This is a genomic window from Ancylobacter sp. VNQ12 (assembly GCF_049445835.1).
Taxonomy (GTDB): Bacteria; Pseudomonadota; Alphaproteobacteria; order Rhizobiales; family Xanthobacteraceae; genus Ancylobacter.
The window spans coordinates 107,748-132,134 of record NZ_JBMSDU010000003.1 but is presented as its reverse complement, the minus strand read 5'-3'; the positions used below and the strand labels follow the sequence as shown (position 1 = coordinate 132,134).

23 protein-coding genes and 1 riboswitch are annotated in these 24,387 nt (G+C 67.8%); of the genes, 7 read left to right on the top strand and 16 right to left on the bottom strand.

Annotated elements, in window-relative coordinates:
• Nucleotides 1–53: 53 nt before the first annotated feature.
• From ACO2RV_RS07190 to ACO2RV_RS07175, 4 genes are read right to left on the bottom strand one after another with little or no spacing between them, the layout of a single operon-like run.
• A complete protein-coding gene (locus tag ACO2RV_RS07190; RefSeq protein WP_423291300.1) occupies nt 54–674 on the bottom strand; it encodes an ABC-type transport auxiliary lipoprotein family protein in 621 nt (206 codons plus the stop codon).
• A gap of 45 nt (nt 675–719) precedes the next feature.
• Nucleotides 720–1,766 (bottom strand): MlaD family protein, encoded by a 1,047-nt coding sequence (locus ACO2RV_RS07185; protein WP_423291298.1) that lies wholly within the window; start codon nt 1,764–1,766, stop codon nt 720–722.
• 7 nt (nt 1,767–1,773) lie between these two features.
• Nucleotides 1,774–2,562, bottom strand: coding sequence for an ABC transporter ATP-binding protein (locus ACO2RV_RS07180; protein ID WP_423291296.1), 789 nt, complete (start codon nt 2,560–2,562; stop codon nt 1,774–1,776).
• A gap of 60 nt (nt 2,563–2,622) precedes the next feature.
• Nucleotides 2,623–3,771, bottom strand: coding sequence for an ABC transporter permease (locus ACO2RV_RS07175; protein ID WP_423291294.1), 1,149 nt, complete (start codon nt 3,769–3,771; stop codon nt 2,623–2,625).
• Nucleotides 3,772–4,037: 266 nt separating this feature from the next.
• On the opposite strand from ACO2RV_RS07175, the gene dgcA reads away from it, so the two are divergent.
• Nucleotides 4,038–5,015, top strand: coding sequence for an N-acetyl-D-Glu racemase DgcA (gene dgcA, locus ACO2RV_RS07170; protein ID WP_423291292.1), 978 nt, complete (start codon nt 4,038–4,040; stop codon nt 5,013–5,015).
• On the opposite strand, the gene ACO2RV_RS07165 is transcribed toward dgcA, so the two are convergent.
• Entirely contained in the window at nt 5,016–6,146 is a 1,131-nt protein-coding gene (locus ACO2RV_RS07165; protein ID WP_423291290.1) for an MFS transporter, read from the bottom strand.
• A gap of 76 nt (nt 6,147–6,222) precedes the next feature.
• The gene (thiD, locus tag ACO2RV_RS07160) at nt 6,223–7,029 is read right to left on the bottom strand and encodes a bifunctional hydroxymethylpyrimidine kinase/phosphomethylpyrimidine kinase (protein ID WP_423291288.1); all 807 of its coding nucleotides are present in this window, start codon (nt 7,027–7,029) and stop codon (nt 6,223–6,225) included.
• Nucleotides 7,030–7,086: 57 nt separating this feature from the next.
• Nucleotides 7,087–7,197, bottom strand: a riboswitch (TPP riboswitch).
• A 128-nt stretch (nt 7,198–7,325) separates the two neighbouring features.
• Between thiD and ACO2RV_RS07155 the strand changes: the two genes are divergently transcribed.
• Nucleotides 7,326–7,562: an Lrp/AsnC ligand binding domain-containing protein gene (locus ACO2RV_RS07155; protein ID WP_423291286.1), complete on the top strand. Its 237-nt coding sequence runs from the start codon at nt 7,326–7,328 to the stop codon at nt 7,560–7,562.
• Here ACO2RV_RS07155 and ACO2RV_RS07150 read toward each other — a convergent pair.
• From ACO2RV_RS07150 to ACO2RV_RS07140, 3 genes are all read right to left on the bottom strand, one after another.
• Nucleotides 7,559–8,482: a DMT family transporter gene (locus ACO2RV_RS07150; protein WP_423291284.1), complete on the bottom strand. Its 924-nt coding sequence runs from the start codon at nt 8,480–8,482 to the stop codon at nt 7,559–7,561. The genes ACO2RV_RS07155 and ACO2RV_RS07150 overlap by 4 nt on opposite strands.
• Before the next feature lie 67 nt (nt 8,483–8,549).
• Nucleotides 8,550–9,257 carry a cytochrome b/b6 domain-containing protein gene (locus ACO2RV_RS07145; protein ID WP_423291282.1) on the bottom strand — a complete coding sequence of 236 codons (708 nt, stop codon included), beginning with the start codon at nt 9,255–9,257 and terminating at the stop codon, nt 8,550–8,552.
• Nucleotides 9,258–9,273: 16 nt separating this feature from the next.
• Entirely contained in the window at nt 9,274–9,711 is a 438-nt protein-coding gene (locus ACO2RV_RS07140) for a c-type cytochrome (RefSeq protein WP_423291280.1), read from the bottom strand.
• Nucleotides 9,712–9,945: 234 nt separating this feature from the next.
• Between ACO2RV_RS07140 and ACO2RV_RS07135 the strand changes: the two genes are divergently transcribed.
• From ACO2RV_RS07135 to ACO2RV_RS07120, 4 genes are all read left to right on the top strand, one after another.
• Nucleotides 9,946–10,761, top strand: a complete 816-nt coding sequence (locus ACO2RV_RS07135; protein WP_423291278.1) for a universal stress protein — start codon at nt 9,946–9,948, stop codon at nt 10,759–10,761.
• Between the two features lie 181 nt (nt 10,762–10,942).
• On the top strand, nt 10,943–11,554 hold the full coding sequence (locus ACO2RV_RS07130; RefSeq protein WP_423291276.1) for a LysE family translocator: 612 nt from the start codon (nt 10,943–10,945) through the stop codon (nt 11,552–11,554).
• Nucleotides 11,555–11,641: 87 nt separating this feature from the next.
• Nucleotides 11,642–12,469, top strand: a complete 828-nt coding sequence (locus ACO2RV_RS07125; protein WP_423291560.1) for a UDP-2,3-diacylglucosamine diphosphatase — start codon at nt 11,642–11,644, stop codon at nt 12,467–12,469.
• Entirely contained in the window at nt 12,469–13,524 is a 1,056-nt protein-coding gene (locus ACO2RV_RS07120; protein WP_423291274.1) for a glycosyltransferase family 4 protein, read from the top strand. Before ACO2RV_RS07125 ends, ACO2RV_RS07120 begins: the two co-directional genes overlap by 1 nt.
• A 12-nt stretch (nt 13,525–13,536) precedes the next feature.
• On the opposite strand, the gene ACO2RV_RS07115 is transcribed toward ACO2RV_RS07120, so the two are convergent.
• A complete protein-coding gene (locus ACO2RV_RS07115) occupies nt 13,537–14,526 on the bottom strand; it encodes a threonine ammonia-lyase (RefSeq protein ID WP_423291272.1) in 990 nt (329 codons plus the stop codon).
• 151 nt (nt 14,527–14,677) lie between these two features.
• On the opposite strand from ACO2RV_RS07115, the gene ACO2RV_RS07110 reads away from it, so the two are divergent.
• Nucleotides 14,678–15,298 (top strand): helix-turn-helix domain-containing protein, encoded by a 621-nt coding sequence (locus ACO2RV_RS07110; protein ID WP_423291270.1) that lies wholly within the window; start codon nt 14,678–14,680, stop codon nt 15,296–15,298.
• 77 nt (nt 15,299–15,375) lie between these two features.
• On the opposite strand, the gene ACO2RV_RS07105 is transcribed toward ACO2RV_RS07110, so the two are convergent.
• From ACO2RV_RS07105 to ACO2RV_RS07080, 6 genes are all read right to left on the bottom strand, one after another.
• Nucleotides 15,376–18,549, bottom strand: a complete 3,174-nt coding sequence (locus ACO2RV_RS07105; RefSeq protein ID WP_423291268.1) for an efflux RND transporter permease subunit — start codon at nt 18,547–18,549, stop codon at nt 15,376–15,378.
• Between the two features lie 17 nt (nt 18,550–18,566).
• On the bottom strand, nt 18,567–19,766 hold the full coding sequence (locus ACO2RV_RS07100; protein ID WP_423291267.1) for an efflux RND transporter periplasmic adaptor subunit: 1,200 nt from the start codon (nt 19,764–19,766) through the stop codon (nt 18,567–18,569).
• 143 nt (nt 19,767–19,909) lie between these two features.
• Nucleotides 19,910–21,454, bottom strand: a complete 1,545-nt coding sequence (gene murJ, locus ACO2RV_RS07095; RefSeq protein WP_423291265.1) for a murein biosynthesis integral membrane protein MurJ — start codon at nt 21,452–21,454, stop codon at nt 19,910–19,912.
• Nucleotides 21,455–21,487: 33 nt separating this feature from the next.
• Nucleotides 21,488–22,081 carry a Uma2 family endonuclease gene (locus ACO2RV_RS07090; RefSeq protein WP_423291263.1) on the bottom strand — a complete coding sequence of 198 codons (594 nt, stop codon included), beginning with the start codon at nt 22,079–22,081 and terminating at the stop codon, nt 21,488–21,490.
• 50 nt (nt 22,082–22,131) lie between these two features.
• Nucleotides 22,132–23,301, bottom strand: coding sequence for a DegT/DnrJ/EryC1/StrS family aminotransferase (locus ACO2RV_RS07085; RefSeq protein ID WP_423291261.1), 1,170 nt, complete (start codon nt 23,299–23,301; stop codon nt 22,132–22,134).
• Nucleotides 23,302–23,314: 13 nt separating this feature from the next.
• A complete protein-coding gene (locus ACO2RV_RS07080; RefSeq protein ID WP_423291259.1) occupies nt 23,315–24,313 on the bottom strand; it encodes a Gfo/Idh/MocA family oxidoreductase in 999 nt (332 codons plus the stop codon).
• Nucleotides 24,314–24,387: the final 74 nt, after the last annotated feature.

Sequence of the window (24,387 nt, the reverse complement as noted above, 5' to 3'; positions counted from 1 at the left end):
AGGCGATCCCGGATCGGCCTGTCGGCCGTCCGGGATGACAAATATCGGGAAGCTCAGAAGCGGCTCGCCCAGGCCACGATCTCGACGAACACCTGGTCAGAGGCGGCATCCAGCGCCTGCGTCGCCTCGGCACCGCTGGTGCCGGACGCCGACACGCGCGCCTTGAAAACCCGCGCGGCGAGGATACGGCCGCCGTCCGCGCTGACGATCTTGGCGGACACCTCGACCACCGCCTCCGGCCCACCCTCGGCGAAGGCCTGGATGCCGAAGCTGCGTATGTCGGTCAGCAGCGTGTAGTTCGCGACGATGCTGTCGCCCGGACGGCCGACCGAGCGGCCACGGCTGGCATTCTCGAAGGACTGGATCAGCCGCGCCTGGAACAGCGCCGGGAGGCGGTCGCTCCACTGCGCCTTGTCGAGATAGGTGATCTGGCCCGACGCCGGCTCGACCACGATGCGTTCCGTGTCGAGCACCTGCAGCGCCGTCGGCGACGCCACGACGAGCTGCCCCGCGCCGGAACGCGGTGCGGTGAAGCCGGATGGCGCGGTCAGGTCGAAGGTCGGCACCGCCTTGTCGCCGCCGGCAAGCATCTGGGCACAGCCGCCGAGAGACAGCGCAATCATCATGGCCGTGGCCGTGCCGGTCAGCTTACGGCACACCCTGTCGCTCTTCACGCCGCTGCCCCCGTCGTCGGATTTTTTCTCAAAGCGCCCCATGCTTTAGCGACCACTGTAGCTGGGAACGGACGAGCCGCCAAAGATGAACTGGCGCGGGTTGTTCTCAAGCTTCTTGAACACCCGCTCGATCTCCGCCAGCGTCCGCCGGCCGTCGACCGCCAGCGCCTCGTATTGGCGCAGGCCGGAGCCGGTGAACTGGTTCAGGTTGGCCGAAAGCTCGGCGGTGCGCGTGTCGAGATTGGCCGCCAGCTTGCGCACCTCGGCGGCCGCGGCGGTGATCTCGGCGAACATGCCCTTGCCCTCCTCGCTCGTGGTCATGCCGTTCACGTTGTCGAGGATGGTGTTGATCTTGGCGGCCATGCCGCCGAGTTCACTGGAGAACTGGGCGATGTTGTCCACCGTCGAGCTCACCTTCTCGGGCTGGATCGACTGCACGGTCTTGTCGAGATTGGCCGCAAGCTGCTCGATCCGCTTGGCGGCGGCGCTGACATCGCCGATCAGCCCGTTGATGTTCTCGGAATTGTTGCCGAGCACGGTGGTGAACTTGTCGACATTGTCTATCACCGAATTGATCTTGGCCTGGTTGTCGCGAAGGATGTCGTCGACCCGCATCGCGATGTCGTCCACACGGCCGATGACCTGCCGGGCACCCTGCATCAGGTCCTGGACGGCGGAAGCATCCGCTTCGATACGCGGCAATTGCCCCTCGGGCGGGGCCGGCAGCGGCTCGGCGTTGGCCGCGCCGCCGACGAGACCGACGGAGGCAAGGCCGGTCAGCACCTGCGCGTTGAGCTGCGCCCGCGTGTCGGACTTCACCGGCGTCGCCGGCTGCACGGAGACGGTGGCGACCACCTTGCGCGGATCCTGGGCATCGAGCCGGAGCCCGGTGACTTCGCCGACCGGGATGCCGTTGAAGGTCACGGCGGAGCCGGTCTGCAGGCCGCTCACCGGACCGCTGAACACCACGTCGTAGGAGGTGCGCGGGCCCCGCGAGTTCGAGCCGTTGAACCACCAGACGAAGCCGAATCCGGCCGCGATGACCGCAAGCGTGAAGAGGCCGATGATGACGTAGTTGGCGCGTGTTTCCATGTCGGCCTCAGCGCGCCCTTTCCTGTTCAGAACCGAAGCCGGCAGCCCGGGCCCGCTTGCCGTGGAAATAGGCGGAAACCCAGGGGTGCTGCGATGCCAGCATGGTCTCTATCGGTCCAACCGCGATGACTTTCCCATCCGCCAGGGCGGCGATGCGGTCGCACACGGTGTGAAGGCTGTCCAGATCGTGCGTTACCATGAATACGGTCAGTCCCAAAGTCTGCTGAAGCGTCGCGATAAGTTCGTCGAACTCGCCCGCGCCGATTGGGTCGAGACCCGAGGTCGGCTCGTCGAGGAAGAGGATTTCCGGATCCATCGCCAGCGCCCGCGCCAGCGCCACGCGTTTGATCATGCCGCCGGAAAGCTCCGAGGGCATTTTCTCGGTGACGTCCGGCTTCAGCCCCACCATCTCGATCTTGGCGACGGTGATCTCGTCCATCAGCCGCTGCGACATGTCGAGATATTCGCGCATCGGGAACTGGATGTTCTGCCGCACGCTGAGCGAGGAGAACAGCGCGCCCTGCTGGAACAGCACGCCCCAGCGCTGCTCCATCTGCCGGCGCTGCGCGTAGCTCAGGGTGTCGAGGTCCTCGCCGAACACCTCGACCGTGCCCGCGCGCTTGGGCACGAGCCCGAGAATGGTGCGCGTCAGCACCGACTTGCCGCCGCCGGACGCGCCGACGAAGCCCAGGATTTCTCCCTTCATGACGTCAAGGGAAAGGCCGTTGAGCACGATGCGCTCGCCGAAGCCGACGACGAGGTCGCGCACGCTGATGATCGGCTCCGGCGTGGCCACGGCCGGCGCCGTACCGCTCGGCTGTCGAAGCTGGGTTGTCTGGGGCTCCACCCGATCACCTCACATGTCGATCGCGGCGAAGAACATGGCGAACAGGCCATCGACCACGATGACCAGGAAGATGGCTTTCACCACCGCCGCCGTCGTATGTGCCCCGAGCGACTCGGCGCTGCCGCCCACCCGCATGCCCTCCATGCAGGCGATGAGACCCACGATCGCCGCCATGAAGGGCGCCTTGATCATGCCGACCTCGAAGGTGCTCAGCGAGATCGCCTCCTGCAGACGGCTGAGAAAGATGGTCGGCGAGATGCCGCCATAGAGCCACGCCACCAGCCCGCCGCCGAACAGCGCGCACATGTTGCCGATGAAGGTCAGCAGCGGCACGGCGATGATCAGCGCGACGAGGCGCGGCAGCACCAGCACCTCGTTCGGATCGAACCCCATGACGCGCAGCGCGTCGACCTCCTCGCGCATGCGCATGGAACCGAGTTCGGCGGTGAAGGCGCTGCCCGAGCGGCCGGCGACCATGATCGAGACGATCAGCACGCCGAGCTCGCGCAGCGTGAGAATGCCGACCATGTCGACGACATAGGTGGTCGCGCCGAACTTGCGGAAATGGAAGATGCCCTGCTGCGCGATGATGCAGCCGATGAGGAAGGTGATCAGCGCGATGATCGGCACCGCCCGCAGCCCGGTGCGCTCCAGGTGATAGACCATCGAGGTGCCGCGGAACGTCTGCGGACGTACGACCACGCGCAGCAGTGCGCTGACGACGGCACCGATGAAGGACAGCAGTGTCAGCGCATCCCGCCCGGTCTCGACCATGGTGCGGCCAACGACTTCGAGGCCGCCGACGAGCGCATTGACCCGGGGCCGCGCGGGAGGCACCTCGTGACAGCCCCGCACCACCTCGTCGAGCAGCGGTTGGAAGCGCTTTTCGAGGCCAATGACCTGAAGCCGCGCGCCATTCTCCTCGAGCCCGCGGATCAGCCGGTCGAGCATGACCGCGCCGACGGTGTCGAAACGGCGCACGCCGGAAAGGTCGAGCCGGGCCGTTTCCACCGCACCGCTCGCAAGCTGCGCGAGGCTGGCTTCCACCGATCCTTCGAGCGCGCGCGCCTCCGCAGCCGTCCACCGGCCATTGCCGACGAAGACCAGCTCTCGCCCGTGGCGCGCTGTCGCCAGAAGCGGCGCTTCAGCAGCTCCCAAAACCGGCTCCCACTTCCCCCGCAGCCCAGTTCGGCCCGGACGATCGCCTCGTCCTGCCAAAACACAATTCGCCGTGTCGTTTCATACAGGTACGGCTTCCGCTCTGTCGAGCCGCCAGCCCTTCGCAAGGGTAATTAGATACTATACGCACACGCTACTGCGAATAGTGTGCTTTCCCTGTGACGGCCAGACCCATCGCGTGCCTCATAGAAGACCAGAAGGCCACCTAGTGATTCGCAGGCCAATTGTAGGTTCTTCTCGTCCAGATGCCCCAGCTCACCGTCAGCGTCGAACGCTTTCCCATCCGCGGCTCCTTCACCATCGCGCGCGGCTCTAAGACCGAAGCCATCGTCGTCACGGCGGAGATCCGCGACGGCGACGCGATCGGCCGCGGCGAATGCGTGCCCTATGCCCGCTACGGTGAAAGCGTCGAAGGGGTGGCGGCGGCGATCGACGCGATGCGCGCCGCCATCACCCACGGACTGGACCGTGAATCGTTGCAGAGGCTGATGCCGGCCGGCGCCGCGCGCAATGCGATCGACTGCGCGCTGTGGGACTTTGAAGCCAAGCGCAGCGGCCGGCGCGCCTTCGAGACCGCCGGCGTACCCGCGCCGTCCTCCGTCCTGACCGCCTATACGATCAGCCTCGACACCCCCGAAGCCATGGCGAGCGCGGCCGCGCGCTCCGGCCATGACCTGCTGAAGCTCAAGCTGGGCGCCGCAGGCGACGCCGCGCGTCTGGCCGCCATCCGCGCCGCGGCGCCGCACACGCGACTCATCGTCGATGCGAATGAGGGCTGGTCGGCCGGCGATCTGGCCGCGAATCTCGACGCTTGTGCCCGCGCCGGGGTGGAACTCGTCGAGCAGCCGCTGCCGGCGGAACATGACGCCCTCCTCGCCGAGATCGAGCATCCCGTCGCCATCTGCGCCGACGAGAGCGTGCACGGGCTCGACACGCTGCCGCATCTGGTCGGCCGCTACGACGCCATCAACGTCAAGCTGGACAAGACCGGCGGCCTCACCGAGGGCCTTGCACTGGCGAAAGCCGCGCGGGAAAAGGGCATCGACATCATGGTCGGCTGCATGGTCGCGACCTCGCGTGCCATGGCGCCGGCCTTGCTGCTCGCCGGCCTCGCCCGCTTCGTCGATCTCGACGGCCCGCTGCTGTTGGCCCATGACCGAGAGCCGGGGCTGCGCTATGTCGGCAGCCGGGTCTTGCCACCCGAACCGGAGCTCTGGGGCTGATCAGCCCCGCCGCATCGCGACGATGAGCGCGATGAGCGTCCCCGCTGCGGCAAAGCCGGCTGAGACGAAGAACGCGCCGCAATCGAACCATTGCCACAGCGGCCCCGCCGCCACCGTCGCCGTCGCCATGGCGATGATCGTCACCCAGGCCGCCAGCGCCTGCACCGCCGCGCCGCGTCCTGGCGGCGCGTGGCGCGCCACCATCTCGACCGTGCCGAGATAGGTGCAGCCGAAGGTCGCTGCGTGGAGCAACTGCAAGGGCAGCACCAGCGCCACCGGCGGATCGAACGCCATGGCGCCGAAGCGCAGCACGCCGGCCAGCCCGCCGATCAGCAAGAGCCGGTCGGCGCCCAGCCGGCGCGTCAGCCCCGTCCCGAAGCGGAACAGCACCACCTCGGCGATGACGCCGGTCGCCCATAACAGGGCGATCGCCGAATCCGACAGGCCGATGGCCCGCCAGTGCAGCGAGGCGAAGGCATAGAGCGTGGCGTGCGAGCCCTGCACCAGCGCCGCCGCCAGGATGGCAAGGCCGAGCACCAGCGAGATCTTCGGCAGGCGATGCGTTGTCGCCTCGCGCGGGGGCAGCCGCAATTCGTCGAGCGTCAGCGCCGCGCAGGCGGCAATGAGGCTGCCCGCGACGATGAACCAGACGATGGCGTCCGCCGGCAGGCCGCCGAGCAGGAAGCCGGCGGCGAAATTGCCGCCGATGAAGGCAAGCGAGCCCCACAGCCGCACGCGGCCATAGTCGATCAGCCCCTCGGCGCGGCGCGCCACGGCATAGGCGTCCAGCACCGGCAGGCTCGGCTGCCAGAAACTGGCGGCGACGCCGAGCGCCACGATCATCAGCGCGGCACTGGGCGCCAGCGCCACGCCGGTGAAGGCACAAGCCGTCGCCAGCGCATAGACGATGAGGGTCGCGCGCGGCCGCCCGCTGCGGTCGGCCGCCAGCCCGCCGAGCGGCATGGTGAACAGGCGCACGGCAAACGGCACCGCCAGCGTGAAGGCGATCATCGAGGCGTCGAAGCCCCTGCCCTCCAGCCACACCGGAAAGAACGGCAGGTACACGCCGATGCCGAAGAACAGCCCGGCATAGGCGGTGGCGATGGCATGGCGTGGGGCGAGGACGGGCACGGGGGCGACTCTGAGATTGCGCCGCCTCGATAGCAGCCCGCGCGGGCGACGGCGAGGACGCCCTCGCCGTCAGCCCTCACCACCAGGCGTGGAAGTGGTGCACCGGCCCGTGGCCCCGCCCGATGGTCAGCATGTCGGAGGCGCCGATAGCCTGGGTGAGATAGACCTTGGCGGCCTCGACGGCCGCGCGCAGGCTCATGCCACGCGCCAGCCCGGCAGCGATGGCGGAAGACAGCGTGCAGCCGGTGCCATGGGTGTTGCGGGTCGCCACGCGCGGGGCGGAGAACTCCGCAAAGCCCTCGGAATCGAGCAGCACGTCGACGCTGTCGGGCCCCTCGCCATGCCCGCCCTTGATCAGCACGGCACGCGCCCCGAGCGCGCGCAGCCGCTCGGCCTGCCGGCGCACGGCGGCGAGATCGGCCGCGGGCGCCTCGTCGAGCAGCACCGCCGCCTCGGGCAGGTTCGGCGTGATCAGCAGCGCGCGCGGCAAGAGTTGCGTGCGCAGCGATTCCACCGCCTCCGGCACCAGCAGCCGGTCGCCCGAGGCCGCGACCATCACCGGGTCGAGCACGACGGTCGCGATCGCGTGACGGTCGAGCCCCTCCGCAACCGCGCCGATCGCCTCCGGACGCGACAGCATGCCGATCTTCACCGCATCGACCGCGAGATCGGAGAACACCGCGTCGATCTGCGCGGTAATGAAATCGGCCGGCACGTCGTGGATGCCGGTAACGCCCAGCGTGTTCTGCGCCGTCAGCGCGGTGATCACCGAGGCGCCGTAGACGCCCAGCGCCGAGAATGTCTTGAGATCGGCCTGGATGCCGGCGCCGCCGCCGGAATCCGAGCCCGCAATCGTCACCGCAATCGCCGTGGACGCCGTCATCGGCACGCCTCCCTGGCCGGCAAGGCCGGGCGCGTCCTTCGCCGAGCGCGAAACGCCCGGCGCGCGCGACCCGTTTCCTCCGCCGGCATGACCCGGATCAGGTTCGTGGGTTGGCTCACCGCCTCTCAGCCCCGGCTTTCGCGTTCCGGGGCACCCCAACGAGATCGACTTGTCCCGCAATAGGCGAAGCGCCGCGCGCTTTCAAGACACGTCTCGGCGCGGCGCAGGGCGGGGGTTGCGCGGCGGGGCCGGTTCTGATCCTGTGGCGCACCAAAACCGTGCCCGGATGCCTCGCGATGGTCCCGTTCTTCGTCCAGATCAAATGCCAGCTCGGCCGCTCCTACGAGGTGGCGAACGCCCTCGCGGATGCCGAGATAGCCTCGGAAATCTATTCCACCGCCGGCGAATTCGACCTGCTGGTCAAGTTTTACGTTCCCGAGGCCACCGATATCGGCCACTTCGTGAACGAGAAGGTGCAGCAGATTCCCGGCATCCAGGACACCCGCACCATCATCACCTTCAAGGCCTTCTAGGTAATCGGCCCGGCCGGCGGGACGGCCCCCTCGTCCGGCGCCGTCACCGCGCCCGCGCGGCGCTCGCGCCAGATGACGAAGAGGCCGGCACCGATCACGATGACGGCGCCGACGACCACCAGCACGGGCGGCACCTCGGCGAACAGCACGAAACCGAGCAGCAGCGACCACAGCATCGCGGAATAGGTGAAGGGCGCCACCACCGAGGCCGGCGCCCAGCGGTAGCTCTCGGTGAGCAGGATCTGCCCGATCCCGCCGATGATGCCAAGGGTGACCAGCATCACCCCCTCGCGCAGGGTCGGCACCACCCATCCCCAACCGGCGGTGGCGAGGCCGGCGACGGCCGCCAGCGCCTGGAAATAGAACACGATGGCGGCCGTGGTCTCCGTCCCTGTGAGCCGGCGGACCTGGATCATGGCCCCGGCGGTGAACCCGGCCGCCGCCAGCGCCATCATAGCGCCGAGCTTGTGCTCCCAGCTGTCGAAATTGCCGGCGAGATGCGGCCAGAGCATCACCACGACGCCCCCCAGGCCGACGAACACCGCGGCCCAGCGATAGAGCTGCACCCGCTCGCCCAGGACGAGCGCCGCCAGCACGACGGTCAGCAGCGGCGCGGTGAAGCCGATGGCGGTGACGTCGGCGAGCGGGATGCGCGCCAGCGCCGCGAAGCCGAGCCCCATCGACATCACGCCGATGGTGCCGCGCAATATATGGCCGAGCGGATGGGCGGTGCGCACCGCGGCGCTGATCTCGCCGCGCCAGGCGAGCATCGCCATGAGCGGGAACAGCGCGAAGAAGGAGCGCGCGAAGACCACTTCGCCGGTCGGAACATGCTCCGACACGATGCGTACCATGGCCGACATGATGGTGAAGAGGAACGTCGCGCCGATCTGCAGCGCGATGCCCTTGAGCGCATTCATTTGGCGCCACGAAAAGTAGTTTCGATCCGCCCGGAGACGGATCGAAGAGCGAAGGAGGCGGCGAGGCTTAAGGGAAGGGATCGCCGCCGGCAAGCGCGATCGTGCCGAACACGATCACGATTGCGACCACGAGGCAGCCGAGCGCCCGAACGATCGATCCCGCCGTCGCCGGCGCGCGGTCGAGATAGGCGCCGGCCGGCTTGCGGCCGGTGATCATCGCCGCGATCAGCCTGTCGCGGCCGAACAGCGCGTAGAGCACGTTCGCCGCAATATGGATCGCGATCAGCGCGAGCAGGAAAGGGTAGATCTTCTGGTGCCACGCCGAGGCGCGGGCGATGGTCTCGTCGCTCGCCACCATCGTCATCGGACCGTAGACGGCGATGTCGTCGGTGGTGAACAGCCCGGTCAGAGCCTGCGCGGCAACGATGGCGAGCAGCGCCACCACCATCCATCCCCCGAGCGGATTATGGCCGAGGAAGCGCTGCGGTCGGCCGCGCAGCAGGCTGGCGAGATAGGCGAAGGCGGCGCCGGGACCGCGTAGGAATCGGGCAAAGCGCGCCGTCGAGCCGCCGACCGCGCCCCAGAGCAGGCGGAACACGATCACCACGAGGATGGCGAGCCCGTTCCACTGGTGCCAGACAAGGCCTGCATCGCCGTAATACCGGCTGGCGAAGGCAAGCCCGACCAGCGCCGCAAGCAGCCATTTGGCGATTCGGGTGGGCAGGTCCCAGGCCAGCACGGAGCCGGCCGGGGTGCCCAGGGAATGCGCATGCACGGAAGCGTCCAACGCCTCAGCTCTTCTTGCGGAAGCTGTCGTGGCAGGTGCCGCAGGTGCGGATCACGCCGGGGAAGTTCGCCTTGAAGCTGGCCTCGTCGGTAATCGCGGCGCGCGCGGCGGAGGCGTCGGCCGCAAGCTTGACGAACAGGCCGTCGAACTCGGCTTTGCGCTCCCAGATGGTGGGCAGCGCATCGCTGCCCTCGCCCGATCCGGCGGGGAACAGCACGGGCAGCGCCTTGGCGTTCTTGGCATAGGTGTCGAGCGCCGCCTGCACGGTCGCGAGGTCGAACGGCACACTCCCCCGCAGCATGCCGCCGACCGGCTTGGTGGCGTTGCCGAGATCCTTCATGAGCGCTTCGCGCTGCTTGACGACTTCCGCCTGCGCCATGACGGCCGTGGCGGCGACAGCGGTAGCGAAAGCGGCGGCAATGACCAGAATGCGACGGCTCATAGGTGCTCCCCAAAGCGGCGGGCCGACAGCCGGCCCGCCTCGCACCTTATTGGCGGTCTAAATCGAGACAATTGTCCCAATGTCCAGTTCGCGAGGACGTGAAGTGAGTTACCTTGCGGCATTATGTCGGCATAATGTTGCCTACGGATCGTGGTTTCCCCGATTTCCGTTGCCGACGTGTAACGTAAGGTCAAAAAAACGCGCGAAACGCCCGTTAGTGGAGAAAAATACGCCATGGCCATTCGAACCGTTCTCCTGCACGCCGCTGCCGACAGCGGCTTCAGCGATCGACTCGCCTTCGCGATCGCGCTTGCCCGCCAGTCCGGGGCATCGATCAATGCCGTCTACACTCTCTACCCGACAGGCGTTCCGCGCGTGGGTCGGGCGCTGTCGATCTATGTGAACGAGCTGGTGCACGAGGCGAAGGAGAAGGAGGCCGTGCTCAAGGCCCAGTTCGAGCAGGCCGCGGGCGCTGCCGGGGTCGTCGGCAGCTGGGCGAGCGTCGAAGGCGACGTGACCACGGCGCTGCGCGATGCCGTCACTTTCTCCGACATCACCGTCGTCAGCGAAACGCGCTACGGCACGGTGGACGACCAGCTCGCCGCCACCCTTCCCGAGCACCTCGCCCTCGCCGCCAACGGCCCGGTCGTGGTGGTGCCCACGGGCAAGCCGGTGCCGGCGCGCGTCGGCAAGGTTCTGGTGGCGTGGAAGCCTTCGCGCGAGGCCGGCCATGCCGTGCGCTTCGCGCTTCCCGTGCTCGCCGAGGCAACCGAGGTCGAGGTGCTCACCGTCGCCGAAGGCTCGGCCAAGGCCGCCGCATCGGGCGAGCAGCTGACCGCCTATCTCAAGTCGCACGGCGTCAACGCCAAGCACCACCACGTCAGCGAAGGCGACGCGACGGGCGCCATCATCAAGGAAGTAGGCTCCTTCGGCGCCGACCTCCTCGTGCTCGGCGCCTATAGCCGCTCGCGCATCGCCGAACTGGTGCTGGGCGGCGTGACCGCCTCGCTGCTGGACGACCCACCGGTGGCGCTGCTGGTCGCCCACTGAGCACGGCACAGCACGACGATTCGGGGCCGGTCTCCAAAAGGAGGCCGGCCCTTTTCGTTGCGGACGAGCGGACAGCGTGCGTACGCCGCCCCCCGCGATTTCGGGTTGCAGGCCCCCTGCTCGAGGAATAGCAATGACGGATAAATGTCAGCATAGCTGACGTAACCTAGGAAACGCCCCCGTGCCCAGCCAGCTTCTGTCTGGCCAGCTGCTTCCGCTGGTGCTGTTCGCCGTCGCCGGTGCGCTCACGCCCGGCCCGAACAACATGATCTCCGCCGGATCGGGCGCGGCCTTCGGCTTCCGGCGCACCCTGCCGCAGATCTGGGGCGTCACCTTCGGCTTCGCCTTCATGGTGGTGGCCGTCGGCCTCGGGCTCGGCGCGCTGTTCACCAGCATTGCCTATCTGCATCAGGGGTTGAAGATCGTCGGCTCGCTGTATCTGCTCTGGCTGGCGTGGAAGATCGCCAATGCCGGTGGGCCGGGCGGCGGCACGGCGATGGAAAAGCCGATGACCTCGCTGCAGTCGGCGCTGTTCCAGTGGGTCAACCCGAAGGCGTGGACCCTCGCGCTCAGCATGGTGCCCGCCTTCACCACGGTGGGCGGCGACCGGCTGGTGGAGGAGATCCTCGTCATTGCCCTGGTCTCCGGCCTGGTGACGCTTCCCAGCCTCGCCCTGTGGGCCGGCTTCGGCGCCCTGCTCGCCCGGCTGCTCTCCACCCCGCGCCAGCAGCGCATCGTGAACTACGTCATGGCCGCCCTCGTCGCCTCCAGCGTGATCATGCTCTTCCTGTGACGCTGCACTGCAGCAACCGTCATAAAACGGTGATGCGAGTCGGGCTTATGTGCCCTCATGAACCCATCGCTAAGCCCGCTTCCGGGCATGACGGGGAGGGCTTCCGAGGTGAACGACACGCCCGAGGCACACCGCTATCGCAGCCTCTTTTTGTCGGACGTCCATCTCGGCACCAAGGGTTGCCAGGCCGACCTCCTGCTTGATTTCCTTCGCTACTACGACGCCGACACGATCTATCTCGTCGGCGACATCGTCGATGGCTGGCGGCTGCGCTCCGGCTGGTACTGGCCGCAGGCGCATAACGACGTCGTGCAGAAGCTGCTGCGCAAGGCGCGCAAGGGCGCGCGCATCGTCTACCTGCCGGGGAACCACGATGAATTCCTCCGCGACTATTACGGCAGTCATTTCGGCGGCATCGAGGTGGTCGAGACGGCCATTCACGAAGCGGCCAACGGCAAGCGCTACCTCGTCATCCACGGCGACGTGTTCGACGTCGTCGTGCGCCACGCCAAATGGCTCGCCTTCCTCGGCGACGGCGCCTACACCGCCGCGCTCGGCATCAACACCTATGTCAACTGGGCCCGGCGCAAGCTCGGCTTTCCCTATTGGTCTCTGAGCCAGTGGGCCAAGCTGAAGGTCAAGAACGCGGTCAATTTCATCGGCCGCTTCGAGGAAGCCGTCGCCACCGAGGCGCGGCGCCACAAGGTCGACGGCGTGGTCTGCGGCCATATTCACCACGCGGTAATGCATGACAGCTTCGGCGTGGAGTATGTTAACTGCGGCGACTGGGTCGAGAGCTGCACCGCCATCGTCGAACATGCCGACGGGCGGCTGGAACTGATCGACTGGGCGCGCCAGACTCGTGCGCGGCTCAACGCGCCATTGCTGCTCGAGAGGCCGAAGGTCGCCGCCTGATGCGCATCCTGATCGCGACCGATGCCTGGACGCCGCAGGTGAACGGCGTGGTGCGCTCGCTGCAAAACACGGCGCGCGAGGCGGCATTGCTCGGCGCGCGGATCGACTTCCTCACCCCCGGCGACTTCCGCACACTGCCCATGCCGACCTATCCGGAAATCCGGCTCGCGCTTGCCACGCCCGGCATGGTCGCGCGGCGCATGGACGAGATCGGCGCCGACTTCGTGCATATCGCCACCGAGGGGCCGATCGGCATCATGGCGCGGCGCGTGTGCCTGCGGCGCGGACGCAGCTTCACCACCAGCTACCACACCCGCTTCCCGGAATATCTCGCCGCGCGCGCGCCGGTGCCGCAGGCGCTCTCCTATGCCTGGCTGCGCCGCTTCCACAATGCCGGCGCGGGCATCATGGTCTCGACCCATACGCTTGAGGACGAGCTGCGCGGACGCGGCTTCCACAACATCATGCGCTGGTCGCGCGGCGTCGACGCCGAACTGTTCCGCCCCCGCCCGCATGACGAGATGGACGCCTTCGTACGCGACCTGCCGCGGCCGATCTTCCTGTCGGTCGGCCGCGTCGCGGTGGAGAAGAACATCGACGCCTTCCTCGCGCTCGACCTGCCCGGCTCCAAGGTCGTGGTCGGCGACGGGCCGGCGCGGGCGGAGCTGGAAAAGCGCTATCCGGGCGTGCATTTTCTCGGCCTGCGGCAGGGCGAGGCGCTGGCGCGTATCTATGCCGCGGCCGATGTCTTCGTCTTCTCCAGCCTGACCGACACCTTCGGCATCGTGCTGCTGGAGGCGCTGGCGAGCGGCCTGCCGGTCGCCGCCTTCCCCGTCACCGGGCCGATGGACGTCATAAACGACGCCCCCGCCGAGTCGCCCGCCGGCGTGCTCGACAACGACCTGCGCCGCGCGGCGCTCGCCGCGCTCGACCTCGACCGCTCGGACGCCCGCGACTACGCGCTGCGCTTCACCTGGCGCGCCTGTACCGAACAGTTCCTGCACAATATCGAGGCCGCGCAGGCCCGCGTGAAACGCTTCAGCCGCGCCGCCTGACGCTCGCCGGGCTCAGGCGACGGCGAGGCAGCGGGCGAACATCTCCGCGTCGACATTGCCGCCTGACAGCACGACGGCCGCGACCTTGTCCCTGAGATCGATCTTGCCGGCGAGCACGGCGGCCAGCGCAACCGCGCCGCCCGGCTCCACCACGATCTTCAGCTCCTCGAAGGCGAAGGCGACGGCACGCGCCACCTCCTCGTCGGTGGCAGACAGCCCCTCCCCGACGATGCGCGAGGAAATCTCGAAGGTCAGCCGCCCCGGCGTCGCCGCCAGCAACGCGTCGCAGATCGAGCCTGTGGCGCGGTTGTTGCGCTCGCGCCCGCCGGAGCGGAAGGAGCGCGCATGGTCGTCGAAGCCGGCGGGCTCGGCGGTCATCACCCGCGCCTCAGGGAAACGGTCCTTCACCGCCAGCGCGATGCCGGAGACGAGACCGCCGCCGGAGGCGTTGGCGATCACCACATCCGGGGCGATGCCCAGCGCCGCGAGATCCTGCGCGATCTCCAGCCCGACCGTGCCCTGCCCGGCGATGATGTAGAAATCGTCATAGGGCGGCACGAACACCGCGCCACGCTCGCGCGCGATGACGTCGGCAATGGCGTCGCGGTCATCGGTCTCCCGGTCATATTCGACCACCTCGCCGCCGAAGGCGATGGTGCGGGCCCGCTTCATCGCCGGTGCGTCCTTCGGCATCACGATGACCGAGGGCATGCCCAGCAGCGTCGCCGCCGCCGCCACGCCCTGCGCATGGTTGCCCGAGGAACAGGCGACCACGCCGCCCGCGCGCTGGTCGAGCGGGATTCGCGAGATGCGGTTATAGGCGCCGCGAAACTTGAACGAGCCGGTGCGCTGCAGCGGCTCGGGCTTCAGGAAGACGCGTCCGCCGGTGATCTCGTCGAGCCTCGGCGAGGAAATCAGCGGCGTGCGCACGGCCACCGGGGCAAGCCTCTCGGCCGCCGAGGCAACATCTTCAATCGTGGGGAGAGCATTGGCGTGTGTCATGCGCCAAATCTAGTCCCGCGCGCGCCGCCGCGCACCCCCCTGTGGCGGACATTCCCGATTTGCGTTGAATGCCGCGCAGCCAACGACGACGCCGCTTGCGCCGGAGCGCTCCGCCGCCCTAAATTCCAGTTTCGAACAAGTGGGAGACGCCATGTCGGGCCGCACCCGCACCCTGGACCGCATCGGCATGGATGCCGGCGCCCAGGCCATTACCGGCCAGCTCGGCCGCACCATCCAGCGCCTGCGCAAGGCCTACAACCTCTCCCTGTCGGAGCTGTCCGAGCAGTCGGGCGTCGCCAAGTCGATCATCAGCCAGATCGAGCGCAACGAGACCAACCCGACGCTGGCCACGGTCTGGCGCCTGTCGCAGGCGCTCGACATGTCGATCGACCGCTTCATGGCGGCGACCGACGACGAGCCCTTCGTCGAGCATCTGACGCGCGCCGACACGCCGATCCTGCTCTCGGAGGACGGCAAGTGCCGGCTCAGCATCACCGGCTGGATCAAGACGGTGGAATGGCTGCAATGGTTCGACTTCGTCGCCGAGCCCGGCGGCGAACTGATCTCGGACGGCCACCAGCGCGGCTCGGTGGAGTGCCTGTCGGTGATCTCCGGCGAGCTCCAGGTCGAGTGCGGCGACATCATCGAGACCGCGCGTGCCGGCGAGACGCTGCGCTACCGCTGCGACCGCCGCCACGTCATCCGCAATCTGACCGGGGAAACCGCCCACGCCACCATGGTCTGCCTGCTCAAGGCCGCCGTGCTGGACTGAGCCGCGAGTGCGGGACACGAGCCCGAAATGAAAAAAGGCGCCCCGCAGGGCGCCTTTTCTGTCTGGTCGGCAGGCCGTCAGTGCGGCGTGTTTTCGGCAGCGGCCAGCTTGCGTTCGCGCCGGCGCTCGCCGAAGCCCGCGAGCCAGCGGCACACCACGTAGAAAGTCGGCGTGAACAGCAGGCCGAAGACGGTCACGCCGATCATGCCGGAGAACACCGCCGTGCCGAGCGCCTGACGCAGCTCGGAGCCCGCGCCGGTCGCCCGCACCAGCGGCACCACGCCGAGGATGAAGGCGAGCGAGGTCATGATGATCGGGCGCAGGCGCAGCTGGGCGGCATGGGTCGCGGCGGCGAAACGGTTCTCGCCGCGATCCTCCAGCTGCTTGGCGAACTCCACGATCAGGATCGCGTTCTTCGCCGCCAGACCGATCAGCACGATGAAGCCGACCTGGCTCAATATGTTGCTGTCCTGTCCGCGCAGCAAAATGCCGGTGACGGCGGCGATCAGGCACATCGGCACGATCAGCACCACCGCCAGCGGCAGCGTCAGGCTCTCATACTGCGCCGCCAGCACCAGGAAGACGAACACCACGCCGAGCCCGAAGGCGAAGATCGCCGTGTTACCCGCCCGCACCTGCTGGAAGGCCAGCGTCGTCCACTCGAAGGAGAAGCCGTCCGGCAGCGTCTCCGCCGCGATATTCTGCATCAGCTGGATCGCCTGGCCCTGCGAGATGCCGGCCACGTCGCCGTCCAGTTCCGCCGCCGGATAGAGATTGTAGCGCGGCACGCGGTAGGGACCGGAAATGTCCCTCACCGTGGTGAAGGAGCCCAGCGGCACGAGTTCTCCGTCGGCGTTCTTCACCCGCAGCCGCAGCAGATCGTCCGGCGTCAGGCGATAGGGCGCGTCAGCCTGCGCCTGCACGCGGTAGGTGCGGCCGAACAGGTTGAAGTCGTTGACGTAGGACGAGCCGATGAAGGTCTGCAGCGTCGAGAACACGTCGGCGATGTTGACGCCGAGCAGTTGCGCCTTGGTGCGGTCGATGTCGAGGAAGAGCTGCGGCGTCGAGGTCTCGAACAGCGAATAGACCTGCTTGAGCCCCGGCGTCTGATTGGCCCGGCCCATCATGGCATAGACCGCGCCCTGCAGCGCCTCATAGCCGCGCCCGCCGCGATCCTCGATCATCATACGGTAGCCGCCGGCATTGCCGATACCGTTCACCGGCGGCGGCATGACGACGATCATGAAGGCTTCCTCGATCGAAGACAGCTTGCCGAACAGCTGGCCCTGAATCGCGACGGCCGACTGGCCGGGATGCTTGGCCCGCTCTTCGGCCGGTCCGAGAATGACGAACATGGCGCCGGCATTCGGCGCGTTGGTGAAGGTCGCGCCGGAGAAGCCGACGATGTTCACCACATGGGCGACGCCCGGCGTGGCGAGCACTTCCTTGGCGGCGCGGGTCATCACCTCGTTGGTGCGCGAAAGCGCGGCGCCGCCGGGAAGCTGCGCGGCGACGATGAGATAGCCGCGATCCTGCGCCGGGATGAAGCCCTGCGGCGTCATGCGGAACAGCTGGAAGCCGCCGGCGAGGATGCCGACATAGACCAGCAGCACGATCACCGCGAAGCGCACCAGCTTGCCGGTCAGCCAGCCATAGCCGCGCGAGATGCCGTCGAACCCCTTGTTGAAGTAATGGAAGAAGCCGGTGATCGGCCGCAGGAACCACACCGGCTTGTGCTCGGGGCCCTTATGCGGCTTGAGCAGCAGCGCGCACATGGCGGGCGACAGCGTCAGCGACACCAGCAGCGAGATCAGCGTCGAGCCGGCGATGGTGAGCGCGAACTGCCGGTAGAACTCGCCGGAAATGCCGGTGATGAAGGCCGAGGGAATGAACACCGAGGCCAGCACCAGAGAGATGGCGACCAGCGCCCCGCCTACCTCATCCATGGTCTTGTAGGCGGCATCGCGTGGGCTGAGCCCGGTCGAGATGTTGTGCTCGACGCTCTCCACCACGACGATGGCGTCATCGACCACGATGCCGATGGCGAGCACAAGGCCGAACAGCGACAGATTGTTCAGCGAGAAGCCGAACAGGCTCATGATGAAGAAGGTGCCGATCAGCGAGACCGGAATCGCCAGGATCGGGATGATCGCCGCCCGCCAGGTCTGCAGGAACAGGATCACCACGATCACCACGAGGACGATCGCCTCGAGGATCGTGTCTTCCACCGCGCGCACGGATTCGGCGATGAACTGCGTCGGATTATAGGCGGTCGAATAGGCGACACCCGGCGGGAAGCTCTTGGCGATCTCCTTGATCTGCGCCTCGATGGCCTGTCCGGTGGCGAGCGCGTTCGATCCCGGCAGCTGGAAGATGCCGAGCGCGACGGAAGGCTTGGAGTCGAAATAGGAGATCGAGGAGTTGTCCTGCGCCTCGATGCCGATCCGCGCGACGTCGCGCAGGCGCACCACGGCATTGCCGCTCTGGCGCACGACGATGTTGCCGAACTCCTCGGGCGTCGACAGGCGCCCGAGCGTGCGCACCGCCACCTGGAAGGCGAGCTGCTGCTCGACCGGCGGCGCGTTCAGCACGCCCGAGGCGACCTGGAGATTCTGCGCCTGGAGGGCGGCCGTGACGTCCGTGGCCGTGAGCTTGAGCGCCTGCAGCTTCAGCGGGTCGAGCCACACCTGCATGGCGTAGTCGCGCGAGCCGAACACGGTGATCGAACCGACGCCGGGCACGCGCTGGAGCTGATCCTTGATCTGCAGATTGGCGTAGTTGGAGATGAACAGCGAATCGCGCGTATCGTCCGGCGAGAACAGGCTCACCACCATCAGGATGTCGGGCGATGACTTCGCGACGGTGACGCCGATCTGCTGCACTTCCTGCGGCAGGCGCGGCGTCGCGACGGCGACGCGGTTCTGCACCTGCACCTGCGCGATATCGAGGTCGGTGCCGATATCGAAGGTCACGGCGATGGAGAAGCGGCCGTCGGCGGTCGAGTTGGAGGAGATGTAGAGCATCCCCTCCACGCCGTTGATCTGCTGTTCGATGGGCGAGACGACGGTGTCGGCGACCGTCTCGGCGCTCGCGCCCGGATATTGGCCGGTGACGTTGACGACCGGTGGGGCGATATCGGGATATTGCGCGACCGGCAGCGAGACGTAAGCGACCGCGCCGAGGATCATCACCACGATGGAAACCACCGAGGCGAAGATCGGGCGGTCGATGAAGAAATGCGAAAACTTCATGGCCCTGGCTCCCGCGCTCAGTTGGCGGGCTTGGCGGCGGGCGCGGCAGCTGCGGGCGCCGGCTGCTCGGGCTTGCCGACCACCTTCGCGCCGGGACGGATGCGCACCAGGCCGTTGACCACGACGAGATCGTCCTTGCCGAGGCCGCTGGTGATCACGCGCTGGCCGTCATAGACGCGGCCGAGCGTGACATACTTCATCTGCGGCACCTGCGGCTGGTCGCCCGGCGCCATCACATAGACGAACTTGCGGGTCTGCTCAGTGCCGATGGCGACGTCCGGCACCAGCAGCGCCTCGTGCGGCGCGGAGGACGGCACCTCGATGCGGCCGAACATGCCGGGCGTGAACAGGCCGTCCGGATTGGCGAACTGCGCGCGGCCACGGATCGTGCCGGTGGTGTTGTCGATCTGGTTGTCGACGAAGTTCAGCGTGCCCTCGTGCGGAAAGCCTTTCTCGTCGATCAGCGCGAGGCGGACCGGGACCGGCTTGTCGGCGACGCCCATCGCCTTCGCCATGCGCTGGTAGCGCAGGAACGAGGCCTCGTCATAGGTGAACTCGAAATAGATCGGGTCCATCGAGACGATGGTGGCGAGCAGCGTGTTGGTGTTGGTGCCGCCCGAGCCGCCGGTGACGAGGTTGCCAACCGAGACCTTGCGATCGCCGATGCGCCCGGTCACCGGCGAGCGCAGATCGGTGAACTCGACGTCGAGCTGGGCGGCGTGCACCGCCGCCTGTGCCGCCGACACGCTGGCGCGGGCCGAGCGCTCGCTCTGCAGGCGCTGGTCATAGGCCTGCTTGGAAATGGCGTTCGAGGTCTTGTCGTCGATCAGCGTCTGGGCGCGCTGCAGGTCGGACTGGGCAAAATCGAGGTCGGCCTGCGCCTTGGCCAGATTCGCCTGGGCCTGATCGAGCGCGACCTGGAAGGGACGCTTGTCGATGGTGAACAGCAGGTCGCCCTGCTTCACCAGCTGGCCGTCGGTGAAATTGATGCTCTGGAGATAGCCGGAGACGCGGGCATAGACCTGCACGAGATCAACCGCGGTGAAGCGGCCGACATACTCGTCCGTGTCGGTGATGCTGCGCGTCGTCGGCAGGGCCACCGTCACCGGCGCGGCGGGCGGGGCCTGCTGCGCCTGCTTCTGTTCCGAGCAGCCGGCAAGGGTCAACCCGACGAGCGAGAAGGCAACAAGGGAAATGCGAGCGAAGGCGGCAGTCATGCGTCTATCTCCGAGACAGCTATCGTTCGACACCGGATCCGGCTTCGGCGCCGTGCGCTACGCCTCAGCCCCGCTCAGGAGACGCATAGCGGGTGATCGAGTAGCAAATTTTGCTGCACCGCGTAAGCAATAAAACCGATCGGTCAACGCAGCGGCGGACGCCCGCGCAGCAGCGCCTTCAGATAAGACGGGCCGATGAGCAGCGCCGTCAGCACGCCATAGACCACCCCGCCGGCTGCGATGCACAAGGCCAGCAAAGCGATGTCCCGGCCACGGGGAAGCCCGGCCACCAGCGCCGGCCCGTAGTGACCGGCGAGGAAAAGCGCCCCGGCGATCCCCACTCCGATCAACATCAGGCGCGGCAATTTGCCTGCCAGCTGCGCGTCGCCGCATTCATAGCCGCGCCGGCGCGCCAGTATGGCGAGCACGATCACCGTGATCCAGCCGCCGGCCGAGGTCGCCAGCGCCAGGCCGACCTGCGCCAGATCGTGCATCAGCCAGATCTTCAAGAGGATGTTGACCACCGCCGCGCCCAGCGTCGCCAACACCGGCGTGCGGGTGTCGCCGCGCGCATAGAACGGCGACATGAAGGCGCGCATGATGACGAAGGGGATGAGCCCGACACCATAGGCCGCCAGCGTCGCCGCAGCCGCGGCGGCCGCCTCGGCGGTGAAGGCACCACGCAGGAACAGCCCGCGCATGATGATCTCGGGGATCACCAGCGCCGCCGCCAGGAAGGGCAGCACCAGCAGGATGGTCAGTTCGATCGCCCGCGCCTGCGCGAAGCGGGCCCCCTCGAAATCCTCGGCCGCGATGCGCTTTGACATTTCCGGCAGCAGCACGATGCCCGCGGCGATGCCGACGACGCCGATGGGCAGCTGGTTGATCCGGTCGGCATAGAACAGGGCGGCGATGGCGCCTTGCGGAAGAAACGAGGCGATGATGGTGTCGGCGAACAGCGCCAGCTGCACGCCGGCCGAGCCGATGATCGCGGGCCCCAGAGCCAGCAGGAAGCGGCGCATGTCCGGATCGAGCCTCGGGCGCCCGAAGCGCAGGCCGAGCCCGTGTGTCTGCGAGTCCCACACCAGCAGGCCGACCTGCAGGAAGCCGGAGATCAGCACGCCCCAGGCCGCGGCATGACCGGCGGTGGGGAACAGGCCGGCAAGGCTCAGCGTGCCGACCATGGCGACGTTGAGCAGGATCGAGGCGGATGCCGCTGCCCAGAAGCGGTCGTTGGCGTTGAGCACGCCGCCGACCAGCGTCACCACCGCGATCAGCCCGAGATAGGGAAAGGTGATGCGGGTAAAATCCACCGTCAGCGCGAAACGCTCGCCATCGCCCGACAGGCCCGGCGCGAGCACCGACACCACCCAGCTCGTCGCCGCCAGCGCGAAGGCCAGAATCGCCAGCTGGACGACGACCACGGCGGAGAGGATGCCGTCGGCGAAGCGCCGCGCCGCGCCGTCGCCCTCCACCGTCTTCACCCGCGCATAAGCCGGCACGAAGGCGGTGTTGAACGCCCCCTCGGCGAAGATCGAGCGGAAATGGTTGGGCAGGCGGAAGGCGATGTAGAAGGCATCCGCGACGGGACCGGCACCCAGCACCGCCGCCATCACGATATCGCGCACGAAGCCGGTCAGCCGCGAGAGAAGCGTCCAGCCGCCGACGGAGAAGATGCTGCGAATCATGGAATGTCCGGACGCGCTGAGAGGAGCGGGAACCTAACGGAGCCCGCCCTCGCCCGCCAGCGGGTCGGGAAACGTCACGCGGTAGTAGAGATCGGCCATGGCGAGCGACGCGCCGATGGCGGAGAGATCGATGACGCCCTCCAGTCCGTCGAACTGCGAAAGCTCCCAGATATCGCCCGGTGCGCGCCACCACAGCAGCACGCGCGGAAGATCCGGCTCGACCAGCAGGATATAGGCGAGCGAGGGCAGCGCCTTGTACTCTTCGAGCTTGCGCACGAGGTCGGTCTGGCGGGTCGAGGGCGAGAGCACCTCGACAACGAGGCGTGGCGAGGTCGCCTCATAGGCGGTGTCGGCCAAGTCTCCACAGTCGACCGAGATGTCCGGGCGCCGGATGTTGCCATTCATCGCGGCAATGGCGATGTCATCTGTCGAGGGCCGGCACGGTGCGCCGCGCAACTGGGCATCAAGCCTGCTCAGCGCGTTAACGACGATCCGATCATGCCGGCGGCTCGCGCCGGTCATCGCCTTGACGGGAAAACCGTCCACCAGCTCGTAGCGGACGCCTTCCTCTCCCGGCCAGCGATAGAACTCTTCCGGCGTCATGCGCTTCAATGCGGGCGGTGCCATGGACCGGCTCCCTCGGAACCCGTCCATTCTACAAGACGCAGCGAAACGCGCTACTTTCCCAGCGCCCGCCGCACCGCCGCGATCACCCGGTCCTGCGCCGCCTCGTCGAGATAGGCGTGCATCGGCAGGCTGATCACTTCGCCGGAAAGCCGCTCGGACACCGGCAGGCCGTTGCCGGCGGCGGGGTACTGCGCATAGGCCGGCTGGCGATGCATCGGGATGCGGTAATACACCGCCGTCGGCACGCCCTCGCGGGCCAGCGCCGCGCCGAGCCCGTCGCGCACGCCATGCGGCAGGCGGATGGTGTACTGCGCCCAGATCGAGGTCGCGCGCGGATCGACCGCCGGGACGATGGCGACATCCGCCAGCGCCGCGTTGTAGCGCGCGGCCGCACGCTGGCGGGCGGCGATCTCGTCCTCGAAGATCGCCAGCTTTTCCAGCAGGATAGCTGCCTGGATCGTGTCGAGACGGCCGGTCATGCCGATGCGCACGTTCTCGTATTTGTCGACGCCCTGGCCGTGCTCGCGCACGCTCTTGAGCACCGGCACGAGATCGTCGTCATCGGTGAACACCGCCCCGCCATCGCCGAAGCAGCCGAGCGGCTTGGCCGGGAAGAAACTGGTGGCGGTGGCATCGCCGAAGGAACCGGTGCGCTGGCCGTTCCAGGTGGCGCCGAACCCCTGCGCGGTGTCGCACAGCACCTTCAGCCCATGCGCCTTGGCGATGGCGAGGATGGCGTCGAGATCGGCCGGCTGGCCGAACAGGTCGACCGGGATCACCACCTTCGGATTGAGGCCCTTGTCCGTGGCGACCTTGATCGCGGCCTCAAGGCTGCGCGGATCCATGTTGAAGGTGTCTTCCAGCACGTCGACGAAAACCGGCGTCGCGCCGACCCACGGCACCACCTCGGCGGTGGCGCAGAAGGTGAAGGACGGGCAGAACACCGCATCCCCCGCCTTGACGCCCCAGGCCATGAGGATCATCGCCAGCGCATCCGTGCCGCTGGAGCAGGAGATCGCATGCTTGGCACCGGCGAAGGCGGCGAGCTTGCTCTCCAGCTCGGTCACTTCCGGGCCGTTCACGAAGCGGCAGTGGTTCAGCACCCGCGTCACCGCCTCGTCGATCCGCGTGCCGAGACGGGCGCGCTGGGAGGCGACGTCGATGAACGGGATCGGCGCCAGGGCCACGGGAACGCTCTCGGTCTTCACGTGCGAATTCATTCGGTTGTCTCGCTCAGCCGGCGGCGACGACGCGCAGGGGCGTCTCGGGGGCCGATTTCGGGGCGGGGAAATTGTCGAGGCAGCGCATGGCGGTCGCGATGGCGGCGACGCCATCCTCGCCCGACACCGCGGGGTCGCGGCCGCCGCGCACCGCTTCCAGGAAGCGGGTCAGTTCGACGCGCAGCGGCTCGGCATAGGCGACCGGCAGATGGCGCATGGAATAGCTGCCATCCGGCTTGTAGTCGAAGCACTCGGTCACCTGCCGGGTGAGCAGGTCGCCGATGACGTATTTGTTGCGGGTGGCGACATGCACCGTCCGCGCCTTGAACGGCGTCAGCCAGTTGGTGTTGATGTGCGCCAGCACGCCGTTGGCGGTGCGGAACTGCAGCAGCGCGATATCCTCGCGATCGGCCACCGCCGCCTTCACCTGCGGCTGCACGTCCACGATATGCGAGCCGGTGAAGTGGCAGATCAGGTCGATGTCGTGCACGGCGAGGTCGATCACCACGCCGACATTGGACATGCGCGGGGGGAACGGACCGACACGGGTGATGCCGATGGAGAGGATCTCCTCGCCGCGAATGGCGTTCTTGACTGCCTCGACCGCCGGATTGAAGCGCTCGACATGCCCGACCATCAGCGCCACGCCCTTGGCCTTGGCGGCGGCGACGATGGCCTCGGCCTCGGCGACGGTGGGTGCGATGGGCTTCTCCACCAGCACATGCTTGCCGGCGGCGATGGCGGCCAGCGCGACGTCGTGGTGCAGATGCGTCGGCGCGGCAATGACCAGTGCATCGACACCGAGCGCGATCAGCTCATCCACCGAGCCTACGCCCGTGCACCCCAGCAGGGCGGAGACCCTGCCGCGCTGTCCCTCGTCGGGATCGGCGATGCCCACCATCTGCGCGCCGGGAAGGTCGCCGAGGACGCGCGCATGGTTGTACCCCATGACGCCAACACCGATGACGCCTACACGGATAGGCGCGCTCTCCGCAGCCGGGCTCTGGGCCATGACGAAATTCCTCAGGTGATACTGCTGGGCTCGGGGTCTAACACGCGACCGGAGTCGTGACGAGCCATGCGGGG